Source organism: Hoeflea marina, assembly GCF_003182275.1.
GTDB classification, from domain to species: Bacteria; Pseudomonadota; Alphaproteobacteria; order Rhizobiales; family Rhizobiaceae; genus Hoeflea; species Hoeflea marina.
Map to the genome: position 1 here is coordinate 130,688 of NZ_QGTR01000004.1, position 26,041 is coordinate 156,728.

At 64.7% G+C, this 26,041-nt stretch carries 24 protein-coding genes; 5 read left to right on the plus strand and 19 right to left on the minus strand.

Annotated features, from left to right (window positions below):
- Positions 1-22: 22 nt before the first annotated feature.
- From DFR52_RS15970 to DFR52_RS15990, 5 genes are read right to left on the minus strand one after another with little or no spacing between them, the layout of a single operon-like run.
- The gene (locus DFR52_RS15970) at positions 23-982 is read right to left on the minus strand and encodes a TAXI family TRAP transporter solute-binding subunit (RefSeq protein WP_110033004.1); all 960 of its coding nucleotides are present in this window, start codon (positions 980-982) and stop codon (positions 23-25) included.
- Positions 979-2,913 carry a TRAP transporter permease gene (locus DFR52_RS15975; RefSeq protein WP_110033005.1) on the minus strand — a complete coding sequence of 645 codons (1,935 nt, stop codon included), beginning with the start codon at positions 2,911-2,913 and terminating at the stop codon, positions 979-981. Before DFR52_RS15975 ends, DFR52_RS15970 begins: the two co-directional genes overlap by 4 nt.
- Positions 2,910-3,698, minus strand: coding sequence for an enoyl-CoA hydratase/isomerase family protein (locus DFR52_RS15980; RefSeq protein ID WP_110033006.1), 789 nt, complete (start codon positions 3,696-3,698; stop codon positions 2,910-2,912). The genes DFR52_RS15975 and DFR52_RS15980 overlap by 4 nt, the downstream gene beginning before the upstream one ends.
- Positions 3,695-4,108, minus strand: a complete 414-nt coding sequence (locus DFR52_RS15985; protein ID WP_110033007.1) for a Zn-ribbon domain-containing OB-fold protein — start codon at positions 4,106-4,108, stop codon at positions 3,695-3,697. Before DFR52_RS15985 ends, DFR52_RS15980 begins: the two co-directional genes overlap by 4 nt.
- Positions 4,109-4,111: 3 nt before the next feature.
- Positions 4,112-5,230, minus strand: a complete 1,119-nt coding sequence (locus tag DFR52_RS15990) for a thiolase family protein (protein ID WP_210205857.1) — start codon at positions 5,228-5,230, stop codon at positions 4,112-4,114.
- A 208-nt stretch (positions 5,231-5,438) separates the two neighbouring features.
- Here DFR52_RS15990 and gcvA point away from each other — a divergent pair, with 208 nt between their 5' ends.
- The gene (gcvA, locus tag DFR52_RS15995; RefSeq protein WP_210205858.1) at positions 5,439-6,347 is read left to right on the plus strand and encodes a transcriptional regulator GcvA; all 909 of its coding nucleotides are present in this window, start codon (positions 5,439-5,441) and stop codon (positions 6,345-6,347) included.
- Between the two features lie 276 nt (positions 6,348-6,623).
- Here the strand turns inward: gcvA and DFR52_RS16000 are convergent, their stop codons facing one another.
- From DFR52_RS16000 to DFR52_RS16030, 7 genes are all read right to left on the minus strand, one after another.
- The gene (locus DFR52_RS16000) at positions 6,624-7,694 is read right to left on the minus strand and encodes a D-TA family PLP-dependent enzyme (RefSeq protein WP_110033009.1); all 1,071 of its coding nucleotides are present in this window, start codon (positions 7,692-7,694) and stop codon (positions 6,624-6,626) included.
- Positions 7,681-9,159, minus strand: a complete 1,479-nt coding sequence (locus tag DFR52_RS16005) for a M81 family metallopeptidase (protein WP_110033010.1) — start codon at positions 9,157-9,159, stop codon at positions 7,681-7,683. The genes DFR52_RS16000 and DFR52_RS16005 overlap by 14 nt, the downstream gene beginning before the upstream one ends.
- Positions 9,156-10,148 (minus strand): ABC transporter ATP-binding protein, encoded by a 993-nt coding sequence (locus tag DFR52_RS16010; protein WP_110033011.1) that lies wholly within the window; start codon positions 10,146-10,148, stop codon positions 9,156-9,158. Before DFR52_RS16010 ends, DFR52_RS16005 begins: the two co-directional genes overlap by 4 nt.
- A complete protein-coding gene (locus DFR52_RS16015; protein ID WP_110033012.1) occupies positions 10,145-11,119 on the minus strand; it encodes an ABC transporter ATP-binding protein in 975 nt (324 codons plus the stop codon). The genes DFR52_RS16010 and DFR52_RS16015 overlap by 4 nt, the downstream gene beginning before the upstream one ends.
- Positions 11,120-11,122: 3 nt before the next feature.
- The gene (locus DFR52_RS16020) at positions 11,123-11,974 is read right to left on the minus strand and encodes an ABC transporter permease (protein ID WP_110033013.1); all 852 of its coding nucleotides are present in this window, start codon (positions 11,972-11,974) and stop codon (positions 11,123-11,125) included.
- Positions 11,971-12,918, minus strand: coding sequence for an ABC transporter permease (locus tag DFR52_RS16025; RefSeq protein ID WP_110033014.1), 948 nt, complete (start codon positions 12,916-12,918; stop codon positions 11,971-11,973). The genes DFR52_RS16020 and DFR52_RS16025 overlap by 4 nt, the downstream gene beginning before the upstream one ends.
- Before the next feature lie 71 nt (positions 12,919-12,989).
- A complete protein-coding gene (locus tag DFR52_RS16030; RefSeq protein ID WP_110033015.1) occupies positions 12,990-14,537 on the minus strand; it encodes an ABC transporter substrate-binding protein in 1,548 nt (515 codons plus the stop codon).
- A gap of 158 nt (positions 14,538-14,695) precedes the next feature.
- On the opposite strand from DFR52_RS16030, the gene DFR52_RS16035 reads away from it, so the two are divergent.
- Positions 14,696-15,094 (plus strand): RidA family protein, encoded by a 399-nt coding sequence (locus DFR52_RS16035; protein ID WP_110033016.1) that lies wholly within the window; start codon positions 14,696-14,698, stop codon positions 15,092-15,094.
- A 15-nt stretch (positions 15,095-15,109) separates the two neighbouring features.
- A complete protein-coding gene (locus DFR52_RS16040) occupies positions 15,110-15,988 on the plus strand; it encodes a MurR/RpiR family transcriptional regulator (RefSeq protein WP_110033017.1) in 879 nt (292 codons plus the stop codon).
- Positions 15,989-16,035: 47 nt separating this feature from the next.
- On the opposite strand, the gene DFR52_RS16045 is transcribed toward DFR52_RS16040, so the two are convergent.
- Positions 16,036-17,730: a GMC family oxidoreductase gene (locus DFR52_RS16045; protein ID WP_110033018.1), complete on the minus strand. Its 1,695-nt coding sequence runs from the start codon at positions 17,728-17,730 to the stop codon at positions 16,036-16,038.
- A gap of 400 nt (positions 17,731-18,130) precedes the next feature.
- Between DFR52_RS16045 and DFR52_RS16050 the strand changes: the two genes are divergently transcribed.
- Positions 18,131-18,424 carry a DUF6916 family protein gene (locus DFR52_RS16050; RefSeq protein WP_110033019.1) on the plus strand — a complete coding sequence of 98 codons (294 nt, stop codon included), beginning with the start codon at positions 18,131-18,133 and terminating at the stop codon, positions 18,422-18,424.
- On the opposite strand, the gene DFR52_RS16055 is transcribed toward DFR52_RS16050, so the two are convergent.
- The 6 genes from DFR52_RS16055 to DFR52_RS16080 all read right to left on the minus strand — a co-directional run bounded on the left by DFR52_RS16055 (position 18,403) and on the right by DFR52_RS16080 (position 24,395).
- On the minus strand, positions 18,403-18,966 hold the full coding sequence (locus tag DFR52_RS16055) for a GNAT family N-acetyltransferase (protein WP_110033020.1): 564 nt from the start codon (positions 18,964-18,966) through the stop codon (positions 18,403-18,405). The two genes, DFR52_RS16050 and DFR52_RS16055, sit on opposite strands and share 22 nt — an antisense overlap.
- 1 nt (position 18,967) lies before the next feature.
- A complete protein-coding gene (locus tag DFR52_RS16060) occupies positions 18,968-20,248 on the minus strand; it encodes a DUF8189 domain-containing protein (RefSeq protein ID WP_110033021.1) in 1,281 nt (426 codons plus the stop codon).
- A 151-nt stretch (positions 20,249-20,399) separates the two neighbouring features.
- On the minus strand, positions 20,400-20,927 hold the full coding sequence (locus DFR52_RS16065) for a phage tail protein (protein ID WP_110033022.1): 528 nt from the start codon (positions 20,925-20,927) through the stop codon (positions 20,400-20,402).
- A gap of 11 nt (positions 20,928-20,938) precedes the next feature.
- Positions 20,939-21,463 (minus strand): phage tail protein, encoded by a 525-nt coding sequence (locus tag DFR52_RS16070; protein WP_110033023.1) that lies wholly within the window; start codon positions 21,461-21,463, stop codon positions 20,939-20,941.
- Positions 21,464-21,474: 11 nt separating this feature from the next.
- On the minus strand, positions 21,475-21,945 hold the full coding sequence (locus tag DFR52_RS16075; protein ID WP_245415372.1) for a phage tail protein: 471 nt from the start codon (positions 21,943-21,945) through the stop codon (positions 21,475-21,477).
- 650 nt (positions 21,946-22,595) lie between these two features.
- Complete coding sequence (locus DFR52_RS16080) at positions 22,596-24,395, minus strand: methyl-accepting chemotaxis protein (RefSeq protein WP_110033025.1); 1,800 nt, start codon at positions 24,393-24,395, stop codon at positions 22,596-22,598.
- Between the two features lie 291 nt (positions 24,396-24,686).
- On the opposite strand from DFR52_RS16080, the gene DFR52_RS16085 reads away from it, so the two are divergent.
- Positions 24,687-25,622, plus strand: coding sequence for an alpha/beta hydrolase (locus DFR52_RS16085; protein WP_110033416.1), 936 nt, complete (start codon positions 24,687-24,689; stop codon positions 25,620-25,622).
- The last annotated feature ends 419 nt before the right edge of the window (positions 25,623-26,041 follow it).

Consider the following 26,041-nt stretch of genomic DNA (forward strand, 5'->3'; position numbering starts at 1 on the left):
TCTTCCTCGCGGGCCGTTCGGGTTACTTGATCAGGCCTTTTTCACGCAGGTAGCGTTCGGTGCCGGGGTGCAGTGGCGGATCGACGTCGAGGGTCGCATTCTCGATCGTGATCTGCTTGAACGCCGGGTTGGTCGGGCGCTTGCCTTCCCAATAGGCCTTGGTCGCGGTGTAGACCTGCTCCTCGTCGGCATCGGCACTGACGAACAGCACCTCCGGATAGGCGAACGTCATCACCTCCTCGGTCTGGCCGGGATAGGTGTTGGCCGCGATCGTCGTCCGCAGCATGGTGCCGTGATAGGCCTCGTTGATGCGGTCGAAGACCTCATCGGGGATCGGCAGCACATTGACCGCCGCCGAGGCCGCCAGTTGCTGGATCGAGCCGGACGGCAGCGGCTGACCGTTGCAGGTCGCGTCGACGACCGAGTTGCCGACCGCGTCATAGCTGCCGCTGGTGGCGATTTCCATGATCTGGAAGTCGTCCACCGACATCTGGAAGGCGGCGATCAGGTTGCGGTTGATCGCCTGGGTCGCCGTCGCCGGCACGTTGATGTTGAGCTTCTTGCCCTTGAGGTCGGCAAAACTCTTGATGCCCGAATCGGCGCGGACGACGCACTGGAAGGTGGCTGTGGTGACGGGGAACATGCGCCGCAGCGGCGCGAATGCCTCCTTGGCACCGGGCAGTGCTTCGAACTTGCCTGTGCCGCGCCAGGCATCACCGAGTTCGGACAGCAGCGTCAGGCCCGCATTGACTTGGCCCTGGGCCACCAGGTTGAGGTTGTCGTTGTAGCCCCCCGAGGTCTGCGCCGACACGTCGAGCATATCCTGGCTGGCGTTCATTGTCTCGGCGATCGCCGAGCCGATGATGTAGGGTCCGGAACCCGTGCTCGAGGTGGCGATGGACCAGCGCTCTTCGGCATGGCCGACGGCCGGCATGATGGCGGTTGCGGTGACAAGCGCCAGGGTAAGGCTGCGGATAATCATAATTTTCCTCCCGGATTCATATGGTCGATTGAGCCTGCGGTGAAGTGAACGGCGCGATAGCGTGCAAGCAAGACGCTGCCGGCGATGAGAAGCAGTCCGACGAGATCGGAGAACAGTCCGAAATAGACGAGGCAGATGGCGCCCGCTCCCAGCGCGATCCGCTCGGGCCATGACAACCTCCAGCCGAAGTGGCCGAGCAGGGCGCCGGCGATGGCGATGGTTCCGACGGTCGCCATGACCGAGGCCATCGCGATGTCCGGCCAACTGCCCTGGAAGAGGAGCTCCGGCGAATAGACGAACATGAAGGCGACGACGAAGCCGGGGATCGAATACTGGAAGGCCGAGACCGAGGTCTTCCACCAATCGGCTTCGGCGATGGTGGCCGCCACCACCGCGACGACCGCTACCGGCGGCGTCGAGCCGGACTTGATGGCGAAGTAGAACAGGAAAAGATGCGCCGCCAGGGTCGGCACGCCGACCGCCTCGAGTGCGGGCGCCACGAAGAGGGCCAGCAGCACATAGGCGATCGGCGTGGGCATGCCCATGCCGAGGATGGTCGCCGCCACCACGCTGAGGATCAGCGTCAGGATCATGGTGCCGCCGGTGCCCATGAGCAGGATCTCGGTGAGCCGCGGCGCCAGGCCGGTGGTAACGATGGCCTGCTGGATGAACCCGATGGCGGCAATCAGCGCCGCCACCGACGCAGTGCTGCGTGCGCCCTTGTCGAAGATCGCGATGAACCGGGAAACGTTCAGGCGTGACGTGGCCCGCATCATCGCGACGGCTATGGAAACCAGGATGGCGATCATGCCGGCATAGCTCGGCGACAGCCCGCGTCCCATCATCAAGTAGAACAGCAGCGCCGGTGGAATCAGCAGGTGCCAACCGTCCTTGAACACCTGGCGCGCATCGGGAATCTGCGACTTGTCGAGCCCCTTGAGGCCGAGCTTGACCGATTCGATGTGGACGACGGCGAAGATCGAGACGAAATACAGGATGGCCGGCAACAGCGCGCCCAGCGCAATCGTGGCATAGGGAATGCCGGTCATCTCCGCCATGATGAATGCGCCGGCGCCCATCACCGGCGGAAGGAACTGGGATCCCTCGGAGGCCACGGTCTCGATTGCTCCCGCCTTGTGCGCCGGCAGGCCGTTGGCCTTCATCAGCGGAATGGTGAACGTGCCCGTGGTGGCGACATTGCCGATCGACGAGCCAACCATCGTACCCAGCAGCGCGCTGGCGACGACGGCGGATTTCGCCGGGCCGCCGACCCGCCTGCCGAAATAGGCGTTGCAGATGTTCATGATGAAATCGCCGGTCCTGGTCTGCGCCATCGCGGAGCTCAGCAGCATGAACATGAACAGGTAGGTGGCCGCGACGTCGAGGCCGAAGCCGAAGACCCCCTCCTGGGTGTAGGCGGTCAGATAGATGAACCGGCGCAGATCCATGCCGGCGTGACCGAGGATGCCGGGAAGCCAGTTGCCGAAGAGAATGTAGAGAATGCCCATGACGCTGAGGATGAAGAATCCCACGCTTTCGCGCCGCGCCGCCTCCAGCACCACCAAGACGAGGACGGCGCCGAAGAACAGGTCGGCATTGGTCAGATAGGATGCGCCCCACGAGGCAAGGATGCGGTCGAGATCGATGAGGATGTGGGCGACGGAGGCCAGCGTGCCGATGACGCAGGCCCAGCTGACGACCCGGCGCAGCAACGGCTGCGATTTCCCCCTGCCCTCGTTCTGCAGGAAGTAGAGCGTGAAGGAGGCGGCAAGGAAGATGGCGAGATGCACCAGCGTCGTGCGGTAGGGACCGTAGAGCGTCGCATAGATCATATAGACCGAAAACAGCAGCGCCAGGCAGGTCAGAGCCTTCTGAAAAAGCCCGGAGCTGGATGTGGGAGCCGCCTCGGCCGTCAATTCCGAGGTGCTCATGGCTGTTGCCTGCCCTGGCCGGAGCTCTTCTCCCCGGCGCCGAAGCGCGCCAGCCCGCCACGCTGCGCGTCGGTGCGTTCGCGGATCGCGGCGTTGGTCAGTTCGCCGAAGTCGAATGCCTGCCGCCAGTCGCTGATCGAGGCCGGAACAATGTCGAGGGCGCGTTTGGAAGCGGCAAGCGCGGCGGGATCATAGCCGGCGATGCGTCTGGCCAGCGCCTCGGCGGTCGGCATAAGCTCGCCGGCGGGCACGCAGCGGTTGACGATGCCCCACTCCTCGGCGGTCTTGCCGTTGATCCGCTCGCCGGTCAGGATCATCCAGGCGGCGCGCTTTCGCGCCAATGACAACTGCGTCGACGGACCGGCCAGGCCGGGATAGGTGGCGAAGGTGATCTCGGGCATGCCCATCGAGGCGCTGTCGGCGGCAATGGCGAGGTCGCAGACATTGATCAGCGTCAGGCCTCCGCCCAGTGCGAAGCCGTTGACCGCCGCAATGATGACGGCCGGATGCTGGCGGATGGCGATGTTGACGTCGCGCCATTCGGAGTTGGCCGTCTGCACGCCCGCCTCCCGGTCGGCGGCCTGTTCCTTCAGGTCCATGCCGGCGCAGAATGCCTCGCCCGCGCCGGTGATGATGATCACACGCGGACCGCTTTCGAGGGCGCGCAAGGCATTCAGCAGGGCGGCCCGGGAGGCGCGGCTCATGGCATTGCGCTTGGCCGGACGGTTGAGCGTGATGACGGCATGGTCGCCGCGGTCGTCGACAAGGACAAGTGGCTCGGTCATCGGGTCTGTTCCGCCAGTTTGAACACGGGCACGACGGCATCGCCGCGATCCTCGAATACCACCTCCACAAGCGCACCGACGGACAGCCGGTCATTGCCGCCGGAGACGTTGGTGAGCATCAGAGCCCCCTCGTCGAGCCGCACCAGGGTGACATTGTAGGGAAGTTCGTCGGCGAAACCGGCAAAGTAGTTGTGGTGGAACACCACCCATGACACGATTTCGCCGCGGCCGGAGCATTCCACCCATTCCCACGCGCCGCGCGGCGAATAGGGGCTCACGGGCGCGGGCGGATACCAGCACTTGCCGGTGTCGGCACAGCGCTGCAGGCGCAGTCGGTTTTCGGCGCAGGCGTTCCAGAAGGGCCGGTTCCACACATCGAGGATCGGTTTGGGCTTGGCAGCAACGGTCATGGTTCAGTCCCGGCGTAGGATGATGGAAGAGGATATCGGCGTCGCGGCGATGTACTGGATAGCGCGTGCATCGGGAATCTGCCGGTCGCCGCATTCGCCGCGCAGCTGGCGGACCGCCTCGGCGATCAGCGCCCATCCCTGCATATAGCTTTCCGACAGGTGCCCTCCGCTGGTGTTGGTGGGCCAGCGGCCGCGGCCGAGTTCCAGCATCCCATTCTGGATGAACTGGCCGCCCTCGCCCTGCTTGCAGAAACCGAGGCCTTCCAATGCGAACATCACGGTCGGCGAGAAGTTGTCGTAGATCATCAGTCCGTCGATTTCGTCGCGGCTGATGCCGGCATTCTCGTAGACCTGGCTTTCGATCCGCTTGAGCGCCGGGTACCAGTAATCCTGGCGGGGAATGGATGCGGTGTCGAAGAGATCCTCGCGGGCGAAGCCCGACACATAGACCGGCTTCTGCCGGAGATCCTTGGCGCGCTCGGCCGACGTCATGATCCAGGCCACGCCGCCGTCGTTGATCAGGCAATAGTCGAGCAGGCGCAACGGCTCGGCAATCAGCCGCGAATTATGGTGATCCTCGAGCGTCATCGGCTTGCGCATCACGGCTGCCGGATTGAGGCCGGCATGCTTGCGGAACGCCACCGAGATATGCCCCAGATCCTCGGCCGTGGTGCCGAACTGGTTCATGTGCGACTGGAACATCATCGCATGTGAGGCGCCTGGCGAGGACATGCCCCACGGCGCCCATTCGCCCTCGTCGCCGCCGTAGAAGACGCGCTGCGAGCGGCCGTTGTTGGCGTAGACCAAGGCGACGGTCTCGGCGGCGCCCGTGGCGATGGCCTGGGCGGCCAGCATCAGCGACACCGCGGAGTAGCGTCCCGGCGCCTCGGTCTGGAGGCAGTAGCGCGGGTTGATCCCCATCATTTCGGCGAAGCGTTCGTATGAGGGAATTCGATTGACAATCAAACCGTCGATGTCGGAAACCTGCAATCCCGCATCGTCGAGGGCCGACAGCAGGGCTTGCGAGCCAAGTCCGTAAGTATCGGTCTCAGGAAAATTGCCATAGTCGGTCGTGCCGATGCCGACCATACAGACCTTGTCTCGAATTGATGACATAACCATCTGTAAATCAAATCCTTTGCTTAGAATTTCTGGAGGAATGCGGCGCGTTCCGATGCCGGAGCCTTCGGGCCATGGCAGGATCGGGTCCCGGCTGTGCCCTCCTCCCGGACATCCGATGGAGGGAGATTGGCAAATACGATCGGAAGCGACAAACGACTTTTTGGAAAGGAATGCATGAGCTATTCTCATGCGAAACGAGGAGATTCCGATGCTGCCGCCATTGTCCGCCCTGCGCGCCTTCGACGCTGCCGCGCGTCACATGAGCTTTACCAAGGCCGCAGAGGAGTTGTTCGTCACCCAATCGGCGGTCAGCCGGCAGATTCGGCTGCTGGAGGATTTTCTCGACCTGCAGCTGTTCGAGCGCAAGCACCGCGCCGTGGTGCTGACGGCGGAAGGCGAACGCTACCGGCGCGATGTCGCAGGCGCTTTCTCGCAGGTCGACATCGCCACCCGCAGACTCCGGCGCAAGCAGGGCCGTGAGGTCCTCAACATCCAGACCTACACTACCTTCACGATGCGCTGGCTGATCCCACGGCTGAGCCGGTTTCAGAAGCAAAATCCCGAGATCGATGTCAGGCTCACCGCGTCGCTCAAGCCGGTCGACTTCAACAACTCCGACGTCCACGGCGCCGTGCGCGCCGGCGCGGGCGAGTGGCCGGTTCGCGCCGATAAGCTCTGCGAGACCTATCTCGTGCCGGTCTGCTCTCCCACCTACGTGGCGACGGACCTGCCGCTGCGGGGCCCTGAGGATCTCGACAAGGCCACGCTGCTTCACTCGCTCGGACGGCCGAACGACTGGCGCGTCTGGCTGGAGGGCGCGGGACTTTCCCACGTGGATCTCGAGACCGGCCACCGCTTCGCCTCGTCGAGCATGGCCTACCAAGCCGCCCAGTGCGGCCTTGGCGTGGCGCTCGGCCAGCGCTTTCTGATCGAGGACGATTTGAGGGCGGGCTTGCTGGTGGCTCCCATCCAGATCCCGGTCCACTCCGACGAGACCTATTACTTCCTCTCCTCGCCACGGTACGCCGGTGTGCCGATGCTGGAGCTCTTCAGGGAGTGGCTGATCGCCGAAGCGCAGGCGACCTCGGACGCGTTCGGAATCGGCCTGACCGCATGACTGGCCAATGACCTTGGTGGGGCAAATGACCTGGTGGTCCGCAACGTGCCAGGGCTGATGGGACGACAACTGGCAGCCTGCCCACGGATCCGCCTGGCACGCGGCAGCACCATGGTCGGCGCCTGGCATCCACATGGATGAGGTGTTACCACTGCTGGCATCCGCCGCCGGCTGCCCCTCCGCCGGCGAGCAACTTCACGTGCAGAGTTCCCTTTGAACGTATCACATTGTCCGTCGACGAGGTGAAATTCACTCGTCGCAATGCTCCGTTTTCGCTCAGGAAACGGTTCCGCGGGCGTCGACGCCCACCCGGACCGGTTCGCCGCCGGGCTTGACGAGCCAGGCTTCGTCGAACAGGTTGGAGACGACGCAGACATGGTTCGGGATCACCAGAATTCGCTGGCCGATGCGGTAGCTGTCGGCTGGGCCGTGATGCAGCACGCCGTGCTCCTCGCTGAGCGAGACGATGGCCGTGTCGGCAGAGCCTGCCACGTGGCCGAAGCCCTGCAACCCGAGAAGATCCGATGTCAGGCTCTTGGAACCCGCATCGATCACCGCGCGGCCGGGCGCCGGCAGGCTCACGACAGTGGCAAGCACGCCGAGCGCGCAATCCTGCCAGCCGCAGGCGCCGCGCTCGACCAGCGAACGGTCGTTGTAGATGTAGGTGCCGGCGCGATATTCGGTGAACACGCCGAGGCGCGCCGCCCCGGACATGTCGGGCGAGCCGCCGGTGGAGACGACCGGGCAGTCGAGCCCGACGCCGGCGAGCCGGTCCACCGCCTCGCGCATGAACCGAGCCGCGTCCGGGGCGCCGCCGACGGCCGGATAGGTCATCAGCCCGGCAAAGCGCAGGCCCGGGCTTGCGGCGATGACGGCCGCGAGGTCGCACGCCTGTTCCGGCGTCTGCACGCCGCAGCGGCCCGCGCCGGTGTCGCATTCGACCAGCACGTCGAGCGGCCGTTCCGCATCGGCGAAGGCTTCGCTCAGGCCCGTCACCGTGACCGTGCTGTCGGCGGTGACGGCAAGCCTCGAAACCCGCGCCGCGAGCCGGCGCAGGCGCTTGAGCTTGTCTGCCCCCAGAATGTTGAAGGTGATGAGGATGTCGTCGAGACCGCCGTCGGCCATGACCTCGGCCTCGCCGATCTTCTGGCAGTTGATGCCGACGGCGCCGGCATCCATCTGCGCGCGGGCGAAACCGACCATCTTGTGCGTCTTGATGTGCGGCCTAAGCGCCAGCCCGGCCTCGTTGCAATGATCCTGAAGCCTGCGGATATTGGCAAGCGCAATCGCCTCGTCGATGACGATGCAGGGCGTGTCTAAATCCTCGACCTTTTCAATCGACAGCATTGTGCGGATCCTCCACCCGCGGCCAGATGGCGCGCGTCAGGTGCCTGTATGGGTTGGTGACGGGATTGTTCGGATAAGGCCCGTCGATGGCAACATACAGGATCTCGCTGGCAATGTGCGAGAAGGCCTCCTGGAAATGGTTGGTCGATTTGACCACAAGCACCGATTTCGACAGCGGATCGATGCCGAAATTGGAGAAGATGTCGGGATTGAAGACCTGCGAGCGCACTGTGTTGAGAATGACGTCGATGCCGCCGACCTCGATCCACACCGAGGCGCCAAGCGGCACGACGCTGTCGCCGAAACTCTGCAGCGCGGCGGCGCGGGTGCCGCGCACGATCACTCCGGCATCGAGCGGCTCGCCGCTGCCCGCCGACATCTTGCCGCCGAAACGGAGCTGCAGCCGGGCGCCCTCGCCCGCCGAAATGCAGGTGCGCACCGCGATCGGATCCCAGATCGAGGCGAGCGCTGCGTTCTTGACGCCGCGCTGGAGCATGGCGCGCAGGAGCACGGTGGAATCCCCGGGCACGCCGCCGCCGGGATTGTCCCACACATCGGCGATGACCACGGGGCCGTCGGCGCTGGATTCGGCGCGCTCCAGCGCCTGTTCCGGGCTGAGGAATTCCGGCCGTGTTCTGCCGCGAAAACTGAACAACTCCTCGCCGAGTGTCCGAGCCAGGCGATCGGCAAGATCGGGATCGTTGTCGGTGACCACGATCACCTTGGTGCCGAGATCGGGAACATCGCCGGCCATGAAGCCGTGGATCACGGAAATCGACAGGATGCGGGGTTGCCGCTCAAGCTCCCGCATGCGATCGACGAAGCCGCGCATCGGCTGCCGCGAGGTGGGCAGCAGTTCGATCATGCGACAGTCGTGGACCGCGATCACGGGACGAACCTCGCCGGCAAGCGCGCGATTTGCAAGCTCCACCAGGCGTTCGCCGGTCTCGGCGAAATCGGTGTGCGGAAATTCCTTGAACACTGTGACGATGTCGAGATTGTCGACGCGCCGCGAACTCAGGTGGCTGTGCGGATCGAAGCTGGCGCCGATCAATGTATCCGGCCCGACGATGCCGCGCACCGCCTCCAGCAGCTCGCCCTCGCAGTCGAGGCAATCCTGCGCCACCATGGCGCCATGCAGTCCCAGCAGGACCGCGTCGAGCGGCATGGCGGCCGAAATCTCGGCCAGCAACTGGTCGCGCAGCAGCTGCCAGGTGCGGCTGTTGACGATGCCGCCCGGCTCGGCCCAGGTGGCGGTGCCTTCGATCAGCTGCCAGCCATAGGCGTCGGCACGGGCGCGGGCTGCCGGGAAGACGGCGCTGCACAGTGTGGGTGTGAGCGGATGCTCGCCGGGAGGCGCGTAGAAGCTGTCCTTGAAGTCCTGCAGGTCGGTTATGAGCGGGGAGAAGGTGTTGGACTCGGTGGCGAGCGAACCGACATATACCCGTTTGGCATTGGTTTTCATGCAAGGTCTTTCTGCAGGGCTTCGATGTGATGGCAGGCGCTGAGATGGCCGGTATCGACGGCGTGGGCCGGAGGCTGGGTCGTGCGGCAGATGTCGGTGGCGAACTTGCACCGCGGATGGAAGGCGCAGCCTGAGGGCGGCGAGGCCGCATTGGCCGGTTCGCCCAGGTCTTCCACCCGCTTGCGGCCGGGAACGATGCGCGGGATCGAGGACAACAGCAGGCGGGTGTAGGGATGCGACGGCCGATCGAAAATGTCGGCTCGCGTGCCGATCTCGACGATCCGGCCCAGATACATCACCGCGACCCGGTCACTGATGTGCCTGACCACGCCAAGATCATGGCTGATGAACAGCATGGAGACTCCGGAATCACGCTGCAGATCCTTGATCAGATTCAGCACCTGCGCCTGGATCGAGACGTCGAGCGCGGAGACCGCCTCGTCAGCGATGACCAGCCGCGGCTTGAGGATCATCACCCGGGCGATGCCGATCCGCTGGCGCTGCCCGCCGGAGAATTCATGCGGATAGCGTTCCATCACCTTGGGGTCGAGACCCACCAGCTGCAGCGTCTCGGCGATGAGCGCGCGAGCCTCGGTACGGGTTTGTGCCAACCCGTGAATGCGCAGCGGCTCGGCCAGCGTCTGCTCGATGGTCAGCCGCGGATTGAGCGAGGCGAAGGGGTCCTGGAAGATCATCTGGATCTCGCGCCTGAGCGGCCGGAACTCGGCCTGGCTCAGCGACAGGATCTCGCGGCCATCCAGCCTGGCGGTGCCGCCCGACGCCGTTTCGAGCCGCGTCAACGTTCGGCCGACCGTCGACTTGCCGCAGCCGGATTCGCCGACCAGGCTCAGCACCTCTCCGGCGCCGATGGAAAAGCTCACGCCGTCGACGGCCTTGAGCAGGCGCCGGCCGGAGCCGAACGGCCGCGCCGTGCCCAGAAAGAAATGCGTCTTCAGGTCCTCGACCTGCAACAGGGGAGCGGCGCTCATGCGGAATCCTCGCCGGGAAAATGGCAGCGGGCGGAGTGGCTGGGCGAAACCGCGATCGCCGCCGGGTCGATGTCGGCGCAGACCGGGCGCGCGCGGCCGCAACGCGGATGGAAGGCGCAGCCGGTGACCGTCTCGCCGATGAGCGGCACCCGGCTCGGGATGGCTTCGAGCCGGTCGACCTCGCGGTCCGTCACCGGGATCGAGGCAAGCAGGCCGCGCGTGTAGGGATGGGCCATATCGGCGAAGAGTTCGGCAGCGGGCGCGGTCTCGATGATCTTGCCCCAGTACATCACGGCGACCGTATCGCAGGTCTCGGCGATGACGCCGAGATCATGTGAGATCAGCATGATCGCCATGCCTGTCTCGGCCTGCAGCTCCTTCATCAGGTCGAGAATGCGGGCCTGCACGGTGACGTCGAGCGCCGTGGTCGGCTCGTCGGCGATCAGCAGCTTGGGGTCGCAGGCCAGCGCCATGGCGATCATCACCCGCTGCCGCATGCCGCCCGAAAGCTGATGCGGGAAACTGTCGATGCGGCCCTCGGGATCGGGAATGCGCACCAGCCGCAACAGTTCGATGGCGCGCTCGCGCGCCTGGGCGCGGGAGATGCGGCGGTGCTGCAGGATCGATTCGGTAATCTGGTCGCCGACCCGGTAGACCGGGTTGAGGCTGGTCATCGGCTCCTGGAAGATCATCGCCATGTCGGCGCCCATGACGGCACGTCGCCGCTCCGGCGGCAGCGCCAGCAGGTCCTGTCCGTCGAAGACGATCGAACCGGAGGTGATGCGGACCTGGCTGCCTTCGAGCAGACCCATGATGGCGAGCGACGTCAGGCTCTTGCCGCAGCCCGATTCGCCGACGATGCCGAGCGTTGTGCCCGCCTCGACCTCGAACGAGATGCCGCGGACGACCGGGACCAGCCGCCCGTTGATGGCGACGGCGATGGCGAGGTCTTTGACTTCCAGAAGGGCCATCGGTCAAACTCCCGCGATGTCGTCTTTGAAGCGTGGGTCCATGCTGTCGCGCATGGCGTCGCCGACCATGTTCATCGAGAACACCGACAGGATGATGAGCAGTCCGGGATAGAGCAGCAGCCACGGCGCGCGGGTGACGTAGATCCGCGATTCGGACAGCATGTTGCCCCAGCTCGGCACTTCCGGCGGCAGGCCGAGGCCGAGAAAGTCGAGTGCGGCGGCCTGCAGCTGCGCGAAGGCGAAGATGAAGCTCGCCTGCACCAGCAGCGGCGAGATCAGGTTTGGCAGGATGTGCCGGAACAGGATCGAGCCGTGGCCCGCACCTGAACAGACAGCGGCATCGATGAAGACCTCGCGTTTGAGCTTGAGCGTCATGCCGAAGAGAATCCGCGCCGTGGTGGTGGCGTAGACGATGCCGATGACGATGATGGTGTTGACCACGCTGCGCTCGAGCAGCGTCATCAGCACCAGCGCCAGCAGCAGCGCCGGAAACGCCATCAGCACGTCGATGCCGCGCATCAGGAAGTTTCCGAGCCGGGTGAAATAGGCCGACAGCATGCCGACGGCGCCGCCGGTCACCAGCGCGAATGCGACGCTGCCGAGGCCGATCAGCATGGTCATCCGCGCGCCGTAGATGCAGCGCGAAAACGTGTCGCGTCCGTAATGGTCGGTGCCGAAGAGATGCGGCCAGCCCGGCTCCGTCAGTCGGTTGACCGGATCGATGTCGAGCGGATCGAACGGCGCGATCCATGGGGCGGCGAGCGCCGCGAACAGGATGACGCACAGCCAGATCAGGCCTGCCGTGCCCATGGCGCGGCCGCGGAAGATATCCCGGACGGAGTGGAGAAAACTCATTTCAGCGACACCCTCGGATCGAGCCAGGCATAGGCGAGGTCCACGATCAGGTTGATGACCATGTAGAGACAGACGATCACCAGAATGACCCCCTGGATGACGGGATAGTCGCGGCGCAGGATCGATTGCACCACCAGTTGCCCAACGCCCGGCAGGGAGAACACGGTCTCGGTGACCACCGCTTCCGATATCAGCGCGGCGAAGGTGAAGCCGAAGGCGGCTGCAACGGAGATCAGCGCATTGCGGAAGACATGCTTGATCGCCACCCGGGCCGGGTGCAGCCCCTTGGCGCGCGCCGTGCGCACATGGTCCTCGCGCTGCACGTCGAGCATGGATGCCCGCACCAGGCGGATGATCAGCGCCGCGTTGGGCGCGGCCAGCGTCAGGCTCGGCAGCAGCAGGTAGCGCAGATTGAGCAGGCCGCCTTCCTCATGGATGGAGGGGAAACCGGAACTGGGAAACCAGCCGAGCCAGACGGCGAAGATGAGAATGAGATAGAGACCGAGCCAGAAGGTCGGCACCGAGGCAAACAGCATGGCCCCGCCGGAGGCGAGCTGGTCGACCCAGCTGCCGTGCCGGGTCGCCGACATGACGCCGATCGGGATGCCGAGGATGATGATCCAGATCATGGTCAGCACCGCCAGCAGGATCGAGGTCTCGGCGCCGCCGGCGATCACGTCCATCACCGGGGTGCGGAAAAAAACAGAGGTGCCGAAATCGCCCTGCAGCGCATGGCCGAGCCAGATGAAATACTGAACGTAGATCGGACGGTCGAGGCCCATTTCCCGCGACAGCCGCGCCACATCCTCGGGCGTGGCCGAATCGCCAAGCAGGACGGCGGCCGGATCGCCGGGGATGAGATGGACGAAGAGGAAGACCAGGACGGAGGCCGCCAGCAAGGTCGGAACCAGGGCGAGAAGCCGTTTGAACGTGTATGCGAGCATGGGGATGACCAGGATTTCCGGTGGAGAGCCCCTCCCCGCGGATCGCAGGGAGGGACCTTCGATGCTTCAGCCTACTTGGAGACATTCCAGAAGGCGGGCCAGATGAGCGTGGCGTCCGCCAGGCCCTTCAGCTTGGGCGAGGCGATGTTGTAGGTGTAGACGTCGCCGGTCTTCATGGTCGGAACCTGCTCGTAGATGAGCGCCTGGATTTCGGCCCAGATCTTCTCGCGCTCGGCCGGATCGGAAGAAGCGGTGAACTTCGCCTTCAGCGCCGCCTTTTCAGGCGTGGCCCACCAGCCCGGATAGCTGTCGTTCATCACCGAGATCAGGATCGGATCGGGCACGAAGCCGTGGTGGGTGAAGAACATGTCCCACTGGTCGGCCTTGCCGCGCTTGTCGATCAGCGTCGCCCAGTCATAGACCTGCAGGTCGATGTTGAAGCCGGCCTGGGCCAGTTGCTTGGTGTAGACGATGGCGGAGTCGTAATGGAACGGATAGTTGGTCGAGACCATGAACTTGATCGGCTCGCCGTTGTAGCCGGCTTCCTTTGCCATCGCCTTTGCGGCTTCGGCATCGCCCTTCGAGAAGTTCTCTGCACCCGCTTCGGTGTACCAGACATTGCCCTTGGGCATGAACGAGCCGTTGGCGCGCCACAGCTGATCGGGACCGATGGACACCTGCAGCGCGGGAACCTTGTCGATGGCCGTCTGGATGGCGCGGCGCAGGGCGAAATTGTCCTTGAGCGGGCCTTCCTTGGAGTTCATGAACACCAGGCCGAACAGCGGGCTGCCGTTGACGATGGTCTTGACCGAGGCATCGGCATCGAGATCGGCGAACAGGTCGCCGGGAATGCTCTCGGCATAGTCATAGTCGCCCGCGCGCACGCCGGCCACGCGGGTGCCGACATCGGCCACCGGAATGAAGTGCAGCGTGTCGAATTCGGCGACGCGCTTGCCGCCATAGCCGTCCGGCTCGCCTTCGGGAGAAACGTAGCCGTCATAGCGAACAAGCTCGACGTAACGGTTTGGCTCCCACTTGGAGAACTTGTAGGGACCGGTGCCGATGTAGCTTTCCGGCGCGATCGGCTCCTTGCCGGCGCCAGCCAGCACGGAAGCCGGATAGATTGCCGGGCCGCCGTTGATGAAGGCCATCAGGTTCTTCCAGGGACCAAAGGGAGCCTTGAGCTTGATGGTGATCTCATGATCGCCAGTCGCCTCGATGCTCTCGACATTGTCGAACAGCAGGGCGCCGCGCGAACCGAATTCACCCCAGCGCTTGAGCGAGGCCAGTACGTCGGCGGACGTCATCGGCTCGCCGTTGTGGAAGCTCACGCCCTCGCGCAGCTTGATGGTGATGGTCTTGCCGTCGGCGCTGGTCTCGTCGCCGGCGGCGAGAAGCGGAACCGGAGCGTTGGACGAATTGAATGTGTAGAGCCCCTCGAACATGTGGTGGGCGATGGTCGTGGCCAGATCCGAGGTAATGACCTGCTGGTCAAGGCTCGGCGGCTCGCCGACCGTGGCATAGCGCAGCATGCCGTCCGCCATCGCGGAGCCGGTGCAGGCCAGCAACGCGCCCGCCATCACCGCAGATTTCAACCAGGTCTTGAGTTTCATTGTCATTCCCCTTTTCTGATTCACTCACTGGGTCCGCCGGCGCCGCCTAAACCGCGCCTTCGTGAAAGAAATTTACATTTCAGTGAAAGTACGTCAATTGAAATTTGCATACCGCTCATCTTCAGCGTATTTTCTCGTAAGTTTTTTCCATAATGGAGTTTCCAATGTCAGACGCTGCTCATCGGATCACCCGATACGAAACCGCCGACCTGGCCGCCGGCGGTCAGCGACGCCCATTTGCAAAGGCCGTTCGCGCCGGAGATTTCGTCTATGTCTCCGGCCAGGTGCCAGCGCTGGATGGCGAGATCGTCAATGGCGGAATCATTGTCCAGACCGAACAGGTGATGACCAACATCATCAGCGTTCTGGAACTGGCCGGGTGCGGGCTCGAGCATGTGGTCAAGGTCAATGTCTGGCTCGATGACCCGCGCGACTTCTCCAGCTTCAACAGCGTGTTCGAAAAGTACTTTCTCGACAATCCGCCCGCCAGGTCGACGGTACAATCGGCGCTGATGGTCGACGCCAAGGTGGAAATGGATGTAATAGCTTACAACCCTTTATAGCCAGGACAGCGCGGCATGAACAAGGTCATCGACATTATCCTGCAGATGCGGCGGCTCGACGGTGAGTTGCCCAAGCGCGAACAGCGGGTGGCCGACTTCGTGCTCGCCAATCTCGAGCAGGCCGCCTATCTGCGCCAGTCGGAAATCGCCAGGGCGGCGGGCGTGTCGGACGCCACGGTCAACCGCTTCTGCATCTCACTGGGCTGCGAAGGCTTCCGCGACTTCAAGATCAGACTCACGCAGAGCGTGGCCGTCAGTCTCCAGTATCTGGGTGGTCCGGGCAACGACAATTCGGTCTCCGACCAGCTGGTGGTGCAGGTCTTCGGCGCGCTGGTCGACACGCTCAACCTGGTGCGCCAGCAGCTCGACAGCGAAGCCATCGAAGCCGCCATCGACCTGCTCGCCGGCGCCCGAAGGATCGCTTTCTTCGGGGTCGGCGGCGGTTCCGCCAATGTGGCGCGCGAAGGCGCCAACCGGTTCTTCCGCTTGGGCGTCCCCGCCGAGGCCCATGCCGACGGCTACTTCCAACGCATGCTTGCCTCGACGCTCGACAAGGGCGATCTGGTGTTTGCCATTTCGCAGAGCGGCTCGCCCGCAGAGCTGCTCGACAGTGTGGCGATCGCCAAGCAATACGGTGTCAAGTCGATCAGCCTGACCAAGCGCGGCTCGGAACTTGCCCACGCCACCGACGTGGCGATCGAGATCGACATTCCCGAGGACCACGACATCTACAAGCCGTCGGCCTCGCGGCTGGCCTACATCGCCATCATCGACGTGCTCGCCGCGGGCACCGCACGCCGCAGGCCCGAACAGGTCAAGGAATATCTGCGCCGTATCCGCACCTCGCTGGTGCCGCTGTCGAGCGATCCTGGACCGAAGCCGATCGGTGACTGACACCCCGGCGCGGTCGGCAGCCCGGCCCCCGGCGCTGCGGATGCCAGCTACCGTCGGGCGGCGGCGTCCGCCAGGATGAAGGCGGCCGCCTTCTCCGCGATCATCAGCGTCGGCGAATTGGTGTTGCCGCTGGTGATGGCCGGCATCACGCCCGCATCCACGACGCGCAGGCCGGCGACTCCCCTCACCCGCAGGTGGCTGTCCACCACCGCCATCGGATCGCCGTCCGCGCCCATCCGGGTGGTGCCCACCGGATGGAAGATGGTGCTGGCAATGTCGCCGGCGAGCCTCGCCAGCTCCGCGTCGGTCTGGAACTCGACCCCCGGCTTCCATTCGACGGGAGAGTATTTCGCCAATGCCGGCTGCCCCACGATCCTGCGGACCTGGCGGATGCTGTCGGCGGCGATCCTGCGGTCGGCATCTGTGCTGAGATAGTTGGGCGAGATCGCCGGCGCGTCGCCCGGCCGCGGCGAGCGGATCTCCACCTTGCCGACGCTGGTCGGGTTGAGATTGCACACGCTCGCCGTGAAGGCAGGGACGCTGTGCAGCGGCTCGCCGAACGCATCCAGGCTCAGCGGCTGGACGTGATATTCGAGATTGGCATGGGGCCGGGCGGGATCGGACCGGGTGAAGGCGCCCAGTTGCGAAGGCGACATGCTCATCGGCCCGCTGCGGGTGAAGGCATATTCCATGCCGATTCTCATCCTGCCCAACAGGCTGCCGGCAAGGACGTTGAGCGTCTTGGCGCCGGTGACCCGGAACACCGACCTGATCTGCAGGTGGTCCTGCAGGTTCGCCCCAACGCCCGGCAGATCGACCGTGACTGCAATGCCATGTGCGGCGAGCAGCGCGGCCGGGCCGATCCCCGACAGTTGCAGCAGCTTCGGCGAGCCGATCGCCCCGGCCGACAGGATCACCTCCCGCCGCGCCCGGAGCTCCAGCCGCCGGCCCTGGCGCATGACGATGGCGCCGACGCAACGCCGGCCGCCGTCCGCCCCAGGCTCGATGACCAGCCGTTCAACCTCGGCCTCGGTCCACACCGACAGGTTCTTCCGCCGCCTGGCAGGCCGCAGGAACGCCTTCGACGTGTTCCAGCGCCAGCCCGATCTCTGGTTGACCTCGAAATAGCCGACGCCTTCGTTGTCGCCGCCGTTGAAATCCGCGGTTCTCGGCACTCCCGCCTGCACCGCCGCATCGGCGAAGGCCTCGAGGATGTCCCAGCGCAGGCGCTGCTTCTCGATGCGCCATTCGCCGCCATGGCCGTGCATGTCGGAAAACCGGCCGTTGCCGCCGGTTTGCGGGTCGGCGCCGGCGTCCAGCCGGTAATGGTCCTCATGGGCCTTGAAGGCGGGCAGGACATTGGCCCAGGACCAGGCGTCGTCGCCGGTGATTGCGGCCCAGTTGTCGTAGTCGCGGGCCTGGCCGCGCATGTAGATCATGCCGTTGATCGAGGAGCAGCCGCCAAGAGTCTTGCCGCGCGGGTAGCGCAGGCTGCGCCCGTTCAATCCTGCGTCGGGCTCGGTGGTGTAGAGCCAGTCGGTGCGCGGATTGCCGATGCAGTAGAGATAGCCGACGGGAATGTGGATCCACGGATAGCGGTCCTTCGTACCGGCTTCCAGCAGCAGCACCCGGTTCGAGGGGTCGCGGCTCAGCCGGTTGGCCAGCAGGCAGCCGGCCGAACCGCCTCCGATGACAATGTAATCGAATTGCTCCACGCTCCCCGCGGCGATCGGGCCGCTCATCGCAGCGATCCACGGCGCCGGGCAGGCCGGCGGTCCATCCCTGCGTATGTCCGATGCTGCATTGGGCCCCCTCATCCGGCTGCAAGGTAGACGCGAAAGCAGTGGGAAATCCAATGCAAATCGTCCGCAGCCGAATTTTAACGGCCACCATCTGTCCGTTCGTGGCGTGGCGATCCGCGCGCGACTGGAGAGTGGGCAGTCACGGCGCCCGCCGCCCCTCACCTACCCGCGGGGGGTGGAGCCACCGGACACCAGCCGGAGGCCCGATGGTTCCGCGACCACAGGAGAGCAGCCGACGCCGGCATTTCAGCGGCGCATGTCATATCGGCTTGCCAAAGGTGAGCGAAATCCTGTCAGATGCGATCACTGCTTTGAACCGCCTCAATCAGGGGTCACCGCCATGCCCGACCTGAATGATCTCGATCTCGAAACCTTCCAGCCGCTGATAGGGTCCGGTTTCACCACCGCCCTGCCGTGGGGAGCAGTCACGCTGGTTCTGCGGGAGGCGACCGCCATGGGCAGCGGGCTGCGTCACGGCGGCGCGTTCTCGCTCCTGTTCAGCGGCCCCGGCCCGGACCTGATCGGGCAAGGCGTCCTGCGCCTGACCAACCCGGAGATCGGCAGTGTGGACCTGTTTCTGGTTCCGGTGGCCCAAAGCGCGCACGGAGTGGACTACGAGGCGGTGTTCACCTGAGGCGGTCGCCAGTCCAGGAGGTCATAGACTCCCTTGTCCTGCCGGACGGCAAATCCAAGCCGCCGATAGAGCCGCATCGCCGGGTTGGCCTTTTCGACATGGATCCCAACCGCCACGCCATTGGATGCCGCGCCGTCCATCACGTCCCGGAGCAGGGCCTCGCCGAAGCCCCGCCCCCGCGCCATGGGGACAAGCGCGACGTCGATGATCCGGTGTTCCTCGCGCCGGAACTCGAGGCAGAGCCGCCCCACGGGCTTGCCCAGGTGTTCGATGATCAGCCGAAGCGCGTTCGGGAAGTGCCGGGCGTAATGGCTGTGCTGCGCCCGAAACTGCATGTCCAGGAAGTGGGCCTTCTGCGCCTCGCTCCACGCCAGTGGCGCGAGTTCCTCCCCGCGGGTCGAAGCATAGAGCGCCGACAGAAATCCGAGGTCGTCCGCAGTCTCGCGCCGGAATTCCATCCCCCGGGCTTCCGCTCGGCGGAAACCGGGAACCGGACCGCCATCGGCTTGGCCAGTGACTCCCTTGGCGTGCCGCTCGTCCATGTCAGCTTGTTGCCGGCGGCGTCAGGTCGCGGACGATCCCGTAGGTGAAGATGCCGTTGTCGGCCAGCATCGTCCAGCCCGCGGTCCAGTGGGTGGAGTCCGGAGCAACCTGGGAAATGAACTTCACGCCATCGATCCTGTTCTCGCCCTGGAAATAGCTCAGCGAGCCGTCGGCGTTGTAGTCCATCGCCGCAAGGCCGAATCCGGGCGCGACGCCGATCTGCTGCCAGCCGCTCCAGACCTGCCTCTGGACCTCGGTCTGGTAGTTGGCGTGCAGGCCGAGATTTTCATCCAGCGCCACGAGGACGATATCGCCATCTCCGTCAAACGCGGACGTCACGTTCACCACTGCGGCGCCGATCATGCTCACCTGATGCCAGGCGGACCATGTCGTGGCGGCGGGCTCGGTCTGCCGGATCTGAACGATCTGCGCATTGACGCCCACCATGAAGATGTTGAGGAAGCCCGCGCGATCAAGGACCGCGGTCGGCAGCGAGCCGGCGGTGCCGCTTGCCGCATTATCGATACGGGTCCAGCCGGTCCAGTCCGCCGCGGTCAGCGCGGTATCGGCCGTCTGGGCGTTGACATACACCTCGGCGGCCTGCGGGTCCTGGCCCGTGGCCACGATCGTGATGCGGCCGTTGACATCGTTGACCACCGTCATCCTTGCAAGGCCGTCGCCCGGCAGCTGGGTCCAGGCGCTCCACGGCGTTACCGGTGGTGCCGGTACCTGCACATGCACGGTGATCGGAGTGGTGGATCCCGGCGGCGTGACCTCTTCGGTGATGTCGATGATTCTGGCCGGATTCTGGTAGATCCACCAGACACCGCCGGTGGTGCCGTCAACGCCGAAGATTTCGACCCGCCCATTGGCGTCGCGCTGCATGGCCAGTTGCACGAAACCGGTCACCCCGCCGGGAAGACCGAGATCCACCGGCCCGTTCCAGCGCTCCGCACCGCCGGGACCCTGCTGTGCCTCATCGATGTAGTGCACCGTGGCCGGCGCCGACTTGGTCAGGGCCGCCATCGCGACACGGCCGTCCATGGTCGAGCCGGTGCCCAGCACCATATAGGAGTAGCTTTCGTTGACCGGCGCCCACGTCCCGCTCCACGGCCCGTCGGGACTGGTCTGCGCGGTCCAGAGCAGATGATTGCCCTGATTGGCGTCGATGCCCACCAGCATGAGCCGAGAGAGTTCTGCGAAGGGAACGATGGCCGGCTCACCGGAGGGAAGGCGAACATGGTCTTTCAATCCGGCCGCCGGTGTTGCTGTGTCGCTCATGATCAAGCTCCTTTTGCCGGACGTCCACCCGGATCGCCGGCGTCACTTCGAACACGTCCGGGATGTCCCGGTTTTCTTCAACACGCCGCGGCTGGCCTTGGCGACCGATCACGCCGGCAACTGCTGCAGCCTTCTGTCCATCGCTGTCGTCTCAAGCGCGCGACGGGTAAATGCCGAGAAGCGCGATAATGAAGTTCAGCGCCAGCAGCGGCTGCACATTTTCGTGGGGCAGATTGCCACCGGCGGGCGACAGCGACTGGGGGGCCATGTCCACGACGTCGCTGCCGGCGTTTGGCTCGTAGACCAGTCCCCCCTGGGAGCGGGAGAAGGCGGCCGTCACGGAAGGCGCGTTGGTGTTCGGCGGCGTGGTCGCCGCGTGGGCGAGATGGGTGTGCGCCGGCATCGTCGCCTGCGTGATGGTGACCTCCTCCGTGCCGGTCATCTCGCCCAGAAAGCGCTCGGTAAGGCCTGGCCCGCGGCCGGGATGCATCGGCGCGCGGCCCTGCATGTTCGGCAAGGCGGTGGTGACGCGGCCGTCGCCGCCGTAGATGTTCCCGATCAGCGAGAACAGCGTCGTGTTCTGCGCGATCGGCACCACCTGCCCATCGCAGAAGGCCCAGCCGCGCGGCGCGAAATCGCCTGCAAAGATGCGGATCTCCGCGATAAACGGTTCGGACATGTCAGCCCCCCTCAGCTGCGGCTCGGAAAGATGCCGTACAACGAGACAATGAAGTTCACGCAGAGAGTCGGCATCATGTTGTCGTGCGCCTGATTGCCGCCGGAAATGCCGATCATCACCGATGCGAAGTCAGCGGTCGGATCGGTATTTGCATACATGCGGATGGAATTGGCCGAGGCGTCGGCAACCATCCGTCCCTGAGCCGCGGATTCGGTTGCCGCGGCAGTGTTGCCGTTGAAGTCGTGCGGGTGCGACGCCAGCTGGGCGACGGTCAGGGTGACCTCTTCCGATCCACCCATCGATCCCAGCAGTCGTGGGCTCAATCCGGGTCCATGCCCCTGGTGCAGCGGAATGCGGCCGCGCAGGTCCGGCAATCCGAACGTGACCTGACCATCTCCGCCATAGATGGTGCCGAACAGCGAAAACAGCGCATCATTTTCGCTGATCGAGAGCAGCTTTCCATTGCAGAACTCCCATCCGCGTGGTGCAAATGTGCCGGCGAACATGCGGATTTCACCTATGAATGGCTCAGACATGGTTCCCTCCTTCAGTTCCGCGACGGGAACACTCCCTGCAACGCAATGACGAAGCCGAGCGTTAGATAAGGCTGCATGTTGCTGTGTGGCTGGCTCCCGCCGGCGTTGCTGATCGTGCCCGGCCGCATGGCGGTGGACGTCGCCGGTTCGGGGTCCCGATAGATCGCCGCGGCGCCGAGGAGCGCGCTCTGCGCAGCCGGTTGCACCCCCGCCAGTGACGACGCCCTGACCGCGTGGCTGTGGAGGGGAATTTCCGCCGACGTCAGCGTGACCGTTTCAAAGCCGGACCTCGCCGCAAGGGAATAGGTCTGGTCACTGTGGATCGGCGTTCGCCCTCGCAGGTCCGGCAGGCCGAAGGTGGTGGTGCCATTACCGCCATAGTTCACTCCGAGAATTGAAAACAGCGCCTGGTTCTGCCCGATAGCGAGGATCTGGCCGTCACAGTAGGCCCATCCACGTGGCGCGAAAGTGAAACCGATCATTCTGATTTCGGCAACAAATGGCTCCGACACCGCGATCCTCCCGGATAACTATTTGATAATCCACACCGCTCAGCAGCAGAACATCAGACAGAAAGCAGTATGGCGGATTATATTCACGCAGAGATCTCACAAATACATGATATATGCTATATCTTTACTTATGTATTAGCAAGAAAAGAATCGGTATCCAAGACGACCCGATCCGGATTTTCCTACCCCTCTGGATCCATTCGGCAATTTGGCGAAGCCGGCACGGCCGCACGGCTGGAAGGCGCGGGGCCAATCTGCGCTCGCCGCTTGGAGCTCGCACGACCCGACCACTGTCACCCCGCCAGTCCAGGGATCCCGTAGCATGCCTGCATCGCGGCGGTATCGCCGGGACCGGAAGGAAATTAAGCCATCGGGGAGAAACAGCCACGGCTTTCGGGCAGGAGGGTTGTCCCCGGGATCAACTCCCCGCGGCGCGTCGGAGTGTCGGAGTGTCGGAGTGTCGGAGTGTCGGAGGGTTATCGCCGACAAGCCGGAAACGGCAATTCCGAAGCTGAGTGCCTCCCACCCGGCAGGGTCAGCTCCGCTGTCGCGGTGACTGCGGCGGCAGCGCAATCATTCTGCCGGCGAATGCCGAACCGGCGCTCCGGCGGTGTCTGATATCAGAACCCTGACCAGTCGCCGGGGCGGACGGCCGCGCTCGAAGCCGCCACCATCTGCATCTGCCTCGACGGTGCTCTCGCGACGACGCGTCCGGCAGGCTTGGCCGGGGTGGCAATCCTGACTTCCATCTGTTGCCGGGTCGTGGTCGGGCTGTTGGCGCTGCCGAGTTCGAACTGGTCGACGAGCCGGCGAAGCCCACCAGCTTCCTCTGCCAGCGCCATGGTGGCCGCCGTGCTTTCCTCGGCCATGGCCGCATTCTGCTGGGTCAACTGGTCCATCTGGTTGACCGCCGCATTCACTTCCGAAAGACCCGCCGACTGCTCGCGGCTGGACGTGGCGATCGCGTCCATGTGCCCGTTGATCGTGGCGATAAAGCCGCCGATCTGCGTGAGCGACATTCCGGTCTCGCTCACCAGCCTGACTCCGGAACTCACTTCCGCGCTTGACGTGACGATCAGGTCCTTGATCTCCTTGGCTGCCCTTGCCGAACGGCCGGCCAGTTCCCGCACTTCCTGGGCGACGACGGCGAAACCGCGACCGGATTCCCCCGCCCGAGCCGCCTCGACGCCGGCATTGAGCGCCAGCAGGTTGGTCTGGAAGGCGATCTCGTCGATGACCCCGATGATGTTGGAAATCTGCTTGGACGACTGCTCGATCCGGCTCATGGCGTTGACCGCATTGGCGACGATATGGCCGGAATTGGCCGCGTCCTTGTTGGCCTCCGTGGCGACGCTGCGCGCCTCCTCCGTGAGCTTTGTCGCATTGGCGACGTTGACCGTGATCTGGTCCAGAGCCGCAGCCGTTTCCTCCAGAGCCGCCGCCTGATTTTCCACCCGCTTGGAAAACGCGTTGGCGCTGGAACTGATCGCGTCGGTGTTACCGGTGATCGAGCTGACGCCGGCGAGAATCGCGGTCATCGTATCGGCAAGCCGTTCGATTGCGGAATTGAAATCGCCGCGCAACTTCTCCATGCTCGGGGAGAACCGCGTCGAGAGCCGCTGCGTAAGATTGCCGCCCGCCACGGCATCCAGTCCCTCGGCGATGGCCGCAATCGCGGTCATGCGGACCGTAACGTCAGTGGCGAATTTGACGACCTTGACGACGGCGCCGCTGTCATCGAGGATCGGGTTGTAGGTGGCCTGGATCCAGACCTCGCGGCCGCCCTTGCCCAGCCGCATGAACTCGTCGGAGAGAAGCTTCCCGGCGCGCAGGTTCTGCCAGAACGCACCATATTCGGGTGTCTCTGCATATACCTTGTCACAGAACATCCTGTGGTGGCGGCCGACAATCTCATCCGGCGCATAGCCCATGGCGTTGCAGAAATTGGCGTTGGCCGCAAGGACGACACCATCGGGGGTGAACTCGATGACCGCCTGGGACCGGTCGAGCGCGGTCAGCTTGCGGGCATCATCGATCGCCCTGTTCCTGGCATCGGTGATGTCGGTTGCGATCTTGACCACCTTGAAGGGCCTGGAGCCCCGGAAAACCGGATTGTAGCTTGCCTCGATCCAGATCTCGCGACCGCCCTTGGCGATACGCTTGTACTGCCGCCGCTCGAACTTTCCCTGCCGCAGATGCTCCCAGAATTCACGGTACTCGCCTGACGCCTGCTCGGACGCATCGACAAAAATCGAGTGGTGCCTGCCCTTGATCTCGGACAATTCATAGCCGAGCGTCTTGCAGAAGTTCGGATTGGCCGTAAGGATTTTCCCCTGCATGTCGAACTCGATCATGGCCATCGACTTGCCCAGCGCATCAAGAACAGAGTCGCAACGAAGCCCCCCGAGAATACCACGCATTGAACAGACCTCTCTTGTTGAAACGGCTCGGAAAGCCATGAAGATCCTGCAGTGACAGGCGCGGTTATTTGCGAAAATGCAGCATCAGGAAACAACAGGGAGAGTTAAGGGCGACTTAAGGAAACCCCCGGGATTTTAATGGATTTCTCATGTCGCGCTGCCGGACGAGCGAAACATCCCGGTGATGCGGCGACACAGCAGGCCGGGCGGAAATTCGCGCGACCGCGAGCCGCGTCGGTGCTAGGTTGGCGGCACAGCCTTCACCTTGGAGCAACGATGCAAGACCACGGCATGGACGACACCCAACCGGTTCCCGAAGAAGCCGGGATTCTCGAATTTCTCCGCTTGTGCGAGAGCTTCTATCCGGCCGACGCAGTCGAGGCGTCGGTCGAGCGGCAGCGGCTTTGGTATGATGCGCTCTGCGCGCAGTTCGACCGTCCCCTGCCCGACGGCATGACCGCCGTCGACGCCGCGATTGCCGGCGTGCCGACACGGCGCTACCGGCCGCAAGCCGTCACCGCGCGAACCGTGCTTGTCTACATTCACGGCGGCGGCTTCGTGGTGGGCTCGCTCGACAGCCATCAGGCGATCTGTGCGGAACTCGCCGAGTTCTGCGGGGCCGAACTGGTCGCGCTCGACTACCGGCTGGCCCCGGAACACCGCTGGCCGGCCCAGGGCGAGGACTGCTGGGCGGTCCTCCAGGAACTGCTGGCAGACGGCAGCCGGCTGGTCGTCATCGGCGACAGCGCCGGCGGCAATCTCGCAGCCGGTCTTGCCATCAGGGCGCGCGACGCGGGCCTCTCCGGCATCGTCGGCCAGGCCCTGGTCTATCCCGGCCTTGGCGGCGACCTCGTTTCCGGTTCCTATGTCGAGATGGCCGCAGCCCCGGGATTGAGTACCGCGGATGTCCGGTATTACCGCGAGATCCTCCAGGCCCCGCAAGGCGATCCGGTGGCCTTCCCGTTGCAGGCCGAGCGCCTTGGCGGCCTGCCCCCGGCGTTTGTCACCGTGGCTCATTTCGATCCGCTTCGCGACGACGGTCGCCACTATGCGGCGCGCCTGGCGGAGGCCGGGGTCGATGTGCAGTTCCGGGAGGAGCCGCAGATGGTGCATGCCTGGCTGCGCGCCCGCCACATGAGCGAGGGCGCCCGGGCCGGCTTTGAGGCGCTGTGCAGCGCCGTCCAGCGCATGATCCGCGAGGGTGAAGGCCCGGCAGCCGACGCATGATCCGGGCCAAACGCGCTCACTGAGAGTTGGCTGTTCCGTGCCTGCGCCGCCGGAACGGCCGCCCGCGCCGCCTTCACGTGCCCGGGCGGCGTCCGGCGCTTGCAGACGAAGGGAAACCGGCTTCGCCGGTGGCGTCTGCGACAGACCGGCAACCTGGAGTGTCTCTGCGATGCGGCGGAGGGAAGAGGCGCTCTGAGACCGTCGCGTCGAATGCGCCCCGGGTGACACTGCCTGCGCCAGATCCCTCGCCACGCCGATCGTCTTCCGCTGACAGCTTGAGCATCCCGTTCGCCCGCTGATAGGCGAGAACTTCCGCTGCCGGCGGAGCAGTGTTGCCTTTCTGGCAATTTGCATGACGAAAATTTGATCTTTATTAGAACGCGTCCTTGCGCCATCCTTTCCCTGCGGCGCCTGAGAGC

Bases quoted from the DNA above. Each gene is read 5' to 3' on its own strand.
- DFR52_RS15980 (WP_110033006.1), bottom strand. From the start codon at position 3,698: ATGACCGAGCCACTTGTCCTTGTCGACGACCGCGGCGACCATGCCGTC.
- DFR52_RS16025 (WP_110033014.1), bottom strand. From the start codon at position 12,918: ATGCTCGCATACACGTTCAAACGGCTTCTCGCCCTGGTTCCGACCTTG.
- DFR52_RS16010 (WP_110033011.1), bottom strand. From the start codon at position 10,148: ATGAGCGCCGCTCCCCTGTTGCAGGTCGAGGACCTGAAGACGCATTTC.
- DFR52_RS16015 (WP_110033012.1), bottom strand. From the start codon at position 11,119: ATGGCCCTTCTGGAAGTCAAAGACCTCGCCATCGCCGTCGCCATCAAC.
- DFR52_RS16085 (WP_110033416.1), top strand. From the start codon at position 24,687: ATGGACGACACCCAACCGGTTCCCGAAGAAGCCGGGATTCTCGAATTT.
- DFR52_RS15975 (WP_110033005.1), bottom strand. From the start codon at position 2,913: ATGAGCACCTCGGAATTGACGGCCGAGGCGGCTCCCACATCCAGCTCC.
- gcvA (WP_210205858.1), top strand. From the start codon at position 5,439: ATGCTGCCGCCATTGTCCGCCCTGCGCGCCTTCGACGCTGCCGCGCGT.
- DFR52_RS16020 (WP_110033013.1), bottom strand. From the start codon at position 11,974: ATGAGTTTTCTCCACTCCGTCCGGGATATCTTCCGCGGCCGCGCCATG.
- DFR52_RS15990 (WP_210205857.1), bottom strand. From the start codon at position 5,230: ATGGTTATGTCATCAATTCGAGACAAGGTCTGTATGGTCGGCATCGGC.
- DFR52_RS16060 (WP_110033021.1), bottom strand. From the start codon at position 20,248: ATGAGCGACACAGCAACACCGGCGGCCGGATTGAAAGACCATGTTCGC.
- DFR52_RS16045 (WP_110033018.1), bottom strand. From the start codon at position 17,730: ATGAGCGGCCCGATCGCCGCGGGGAGCGTGGAGCAATTCGATTACATT.
- DFR52_RS16035 (WP_110033016.1), top strand. From the start codon at position 14,696: ATGTCAGACGCTGCTCATCGGATCACCCGATACGAAACCGCCGACCTG.
- DFR52_RS16065 (WP_110033022.1), bottom strand. From the start codon at position 20,927: ATGTCCGAACCGTTTATCGCGGAGATCCGCATCTTTGCAGGCGATTTC.
- DFR52_RS16040 (WP_110033017.1), top strand. From the start codon at position 15,110: ATGAACAAGGTCATCGACATTATCCTGCAGATGCGGCGGCTCGACGGT.
- DFR52_RS16005 (WP_110033010.1), bottom strand. From the start codon at position 9,159: ATGAAAACCAATGCCAAACGGGTATATGTCGGTTCGCTCGCCACCGAG.
- DFR52_RS15985 (WP_110033007.1), bottom strand. From the start codon at position 4,108: ATGACCGTTGCTGCCAAGCCCAAACCGATCCTCGATGTGTGGAACCGG.
- DFR52_RS16050 (WP_110033019.1), top strand. From the start codon at position 18,131: ATGCCCGACCTGAATGATCTCGATCTCGAAACCTTCCAGCCGCTGATA.
- DFR52_RS16075 (WP_245415372.1), bottom strand. From the start codon at position 21,945: ATGATCGGTTTCACTTTCGCGCCACGTGGATGGGCCTACTGTGACGGC.
- DFR52_RS16080 (WP_110033025.1), bottom strand. From the start codon at position 24,395: ATGCGTGGTATTCTCGGGGGGCTTCGTTGCGACTCTGTTCTTGATGCG.
- DFR52_RS16055 (WP_110033020.1), bottom strand. From the start codon at position 18,966: ATGGACGAGCGGCACGCCAAGGGAGTCACTGGCCAAGCCGATGGCGGT.
- DFR52_RS16030 (WP_110033015.1), bottom strand. From the start codon at position 14,537: ATGACAATGAAACTCAAGACCTGGTTGAAATCTGCGGTGATGGCGGGC.
- DFR52_RS15970 (WP_110033004.1), bottom strand. From the start codon at position 982: ATGATTATCCGCAGCCTTACCCTGGCGCTTGTCACCGCAACCGCCATC.
- DFR52_RS16000 (WP_110033009.1), bottom strand. From the start codon at position 7,694: ATGCTGTCGATTGAAAAGGTCGAGGATTTAGACACGCCCTGCATCGTC.
- DFR52_RS16070 (WP_110033023.1), bottom strand. From the start codon at position 21,463: ATGTCTGAGCCATTCATAGGTGAAATCCGCATGTTCGCCGGCACATTT.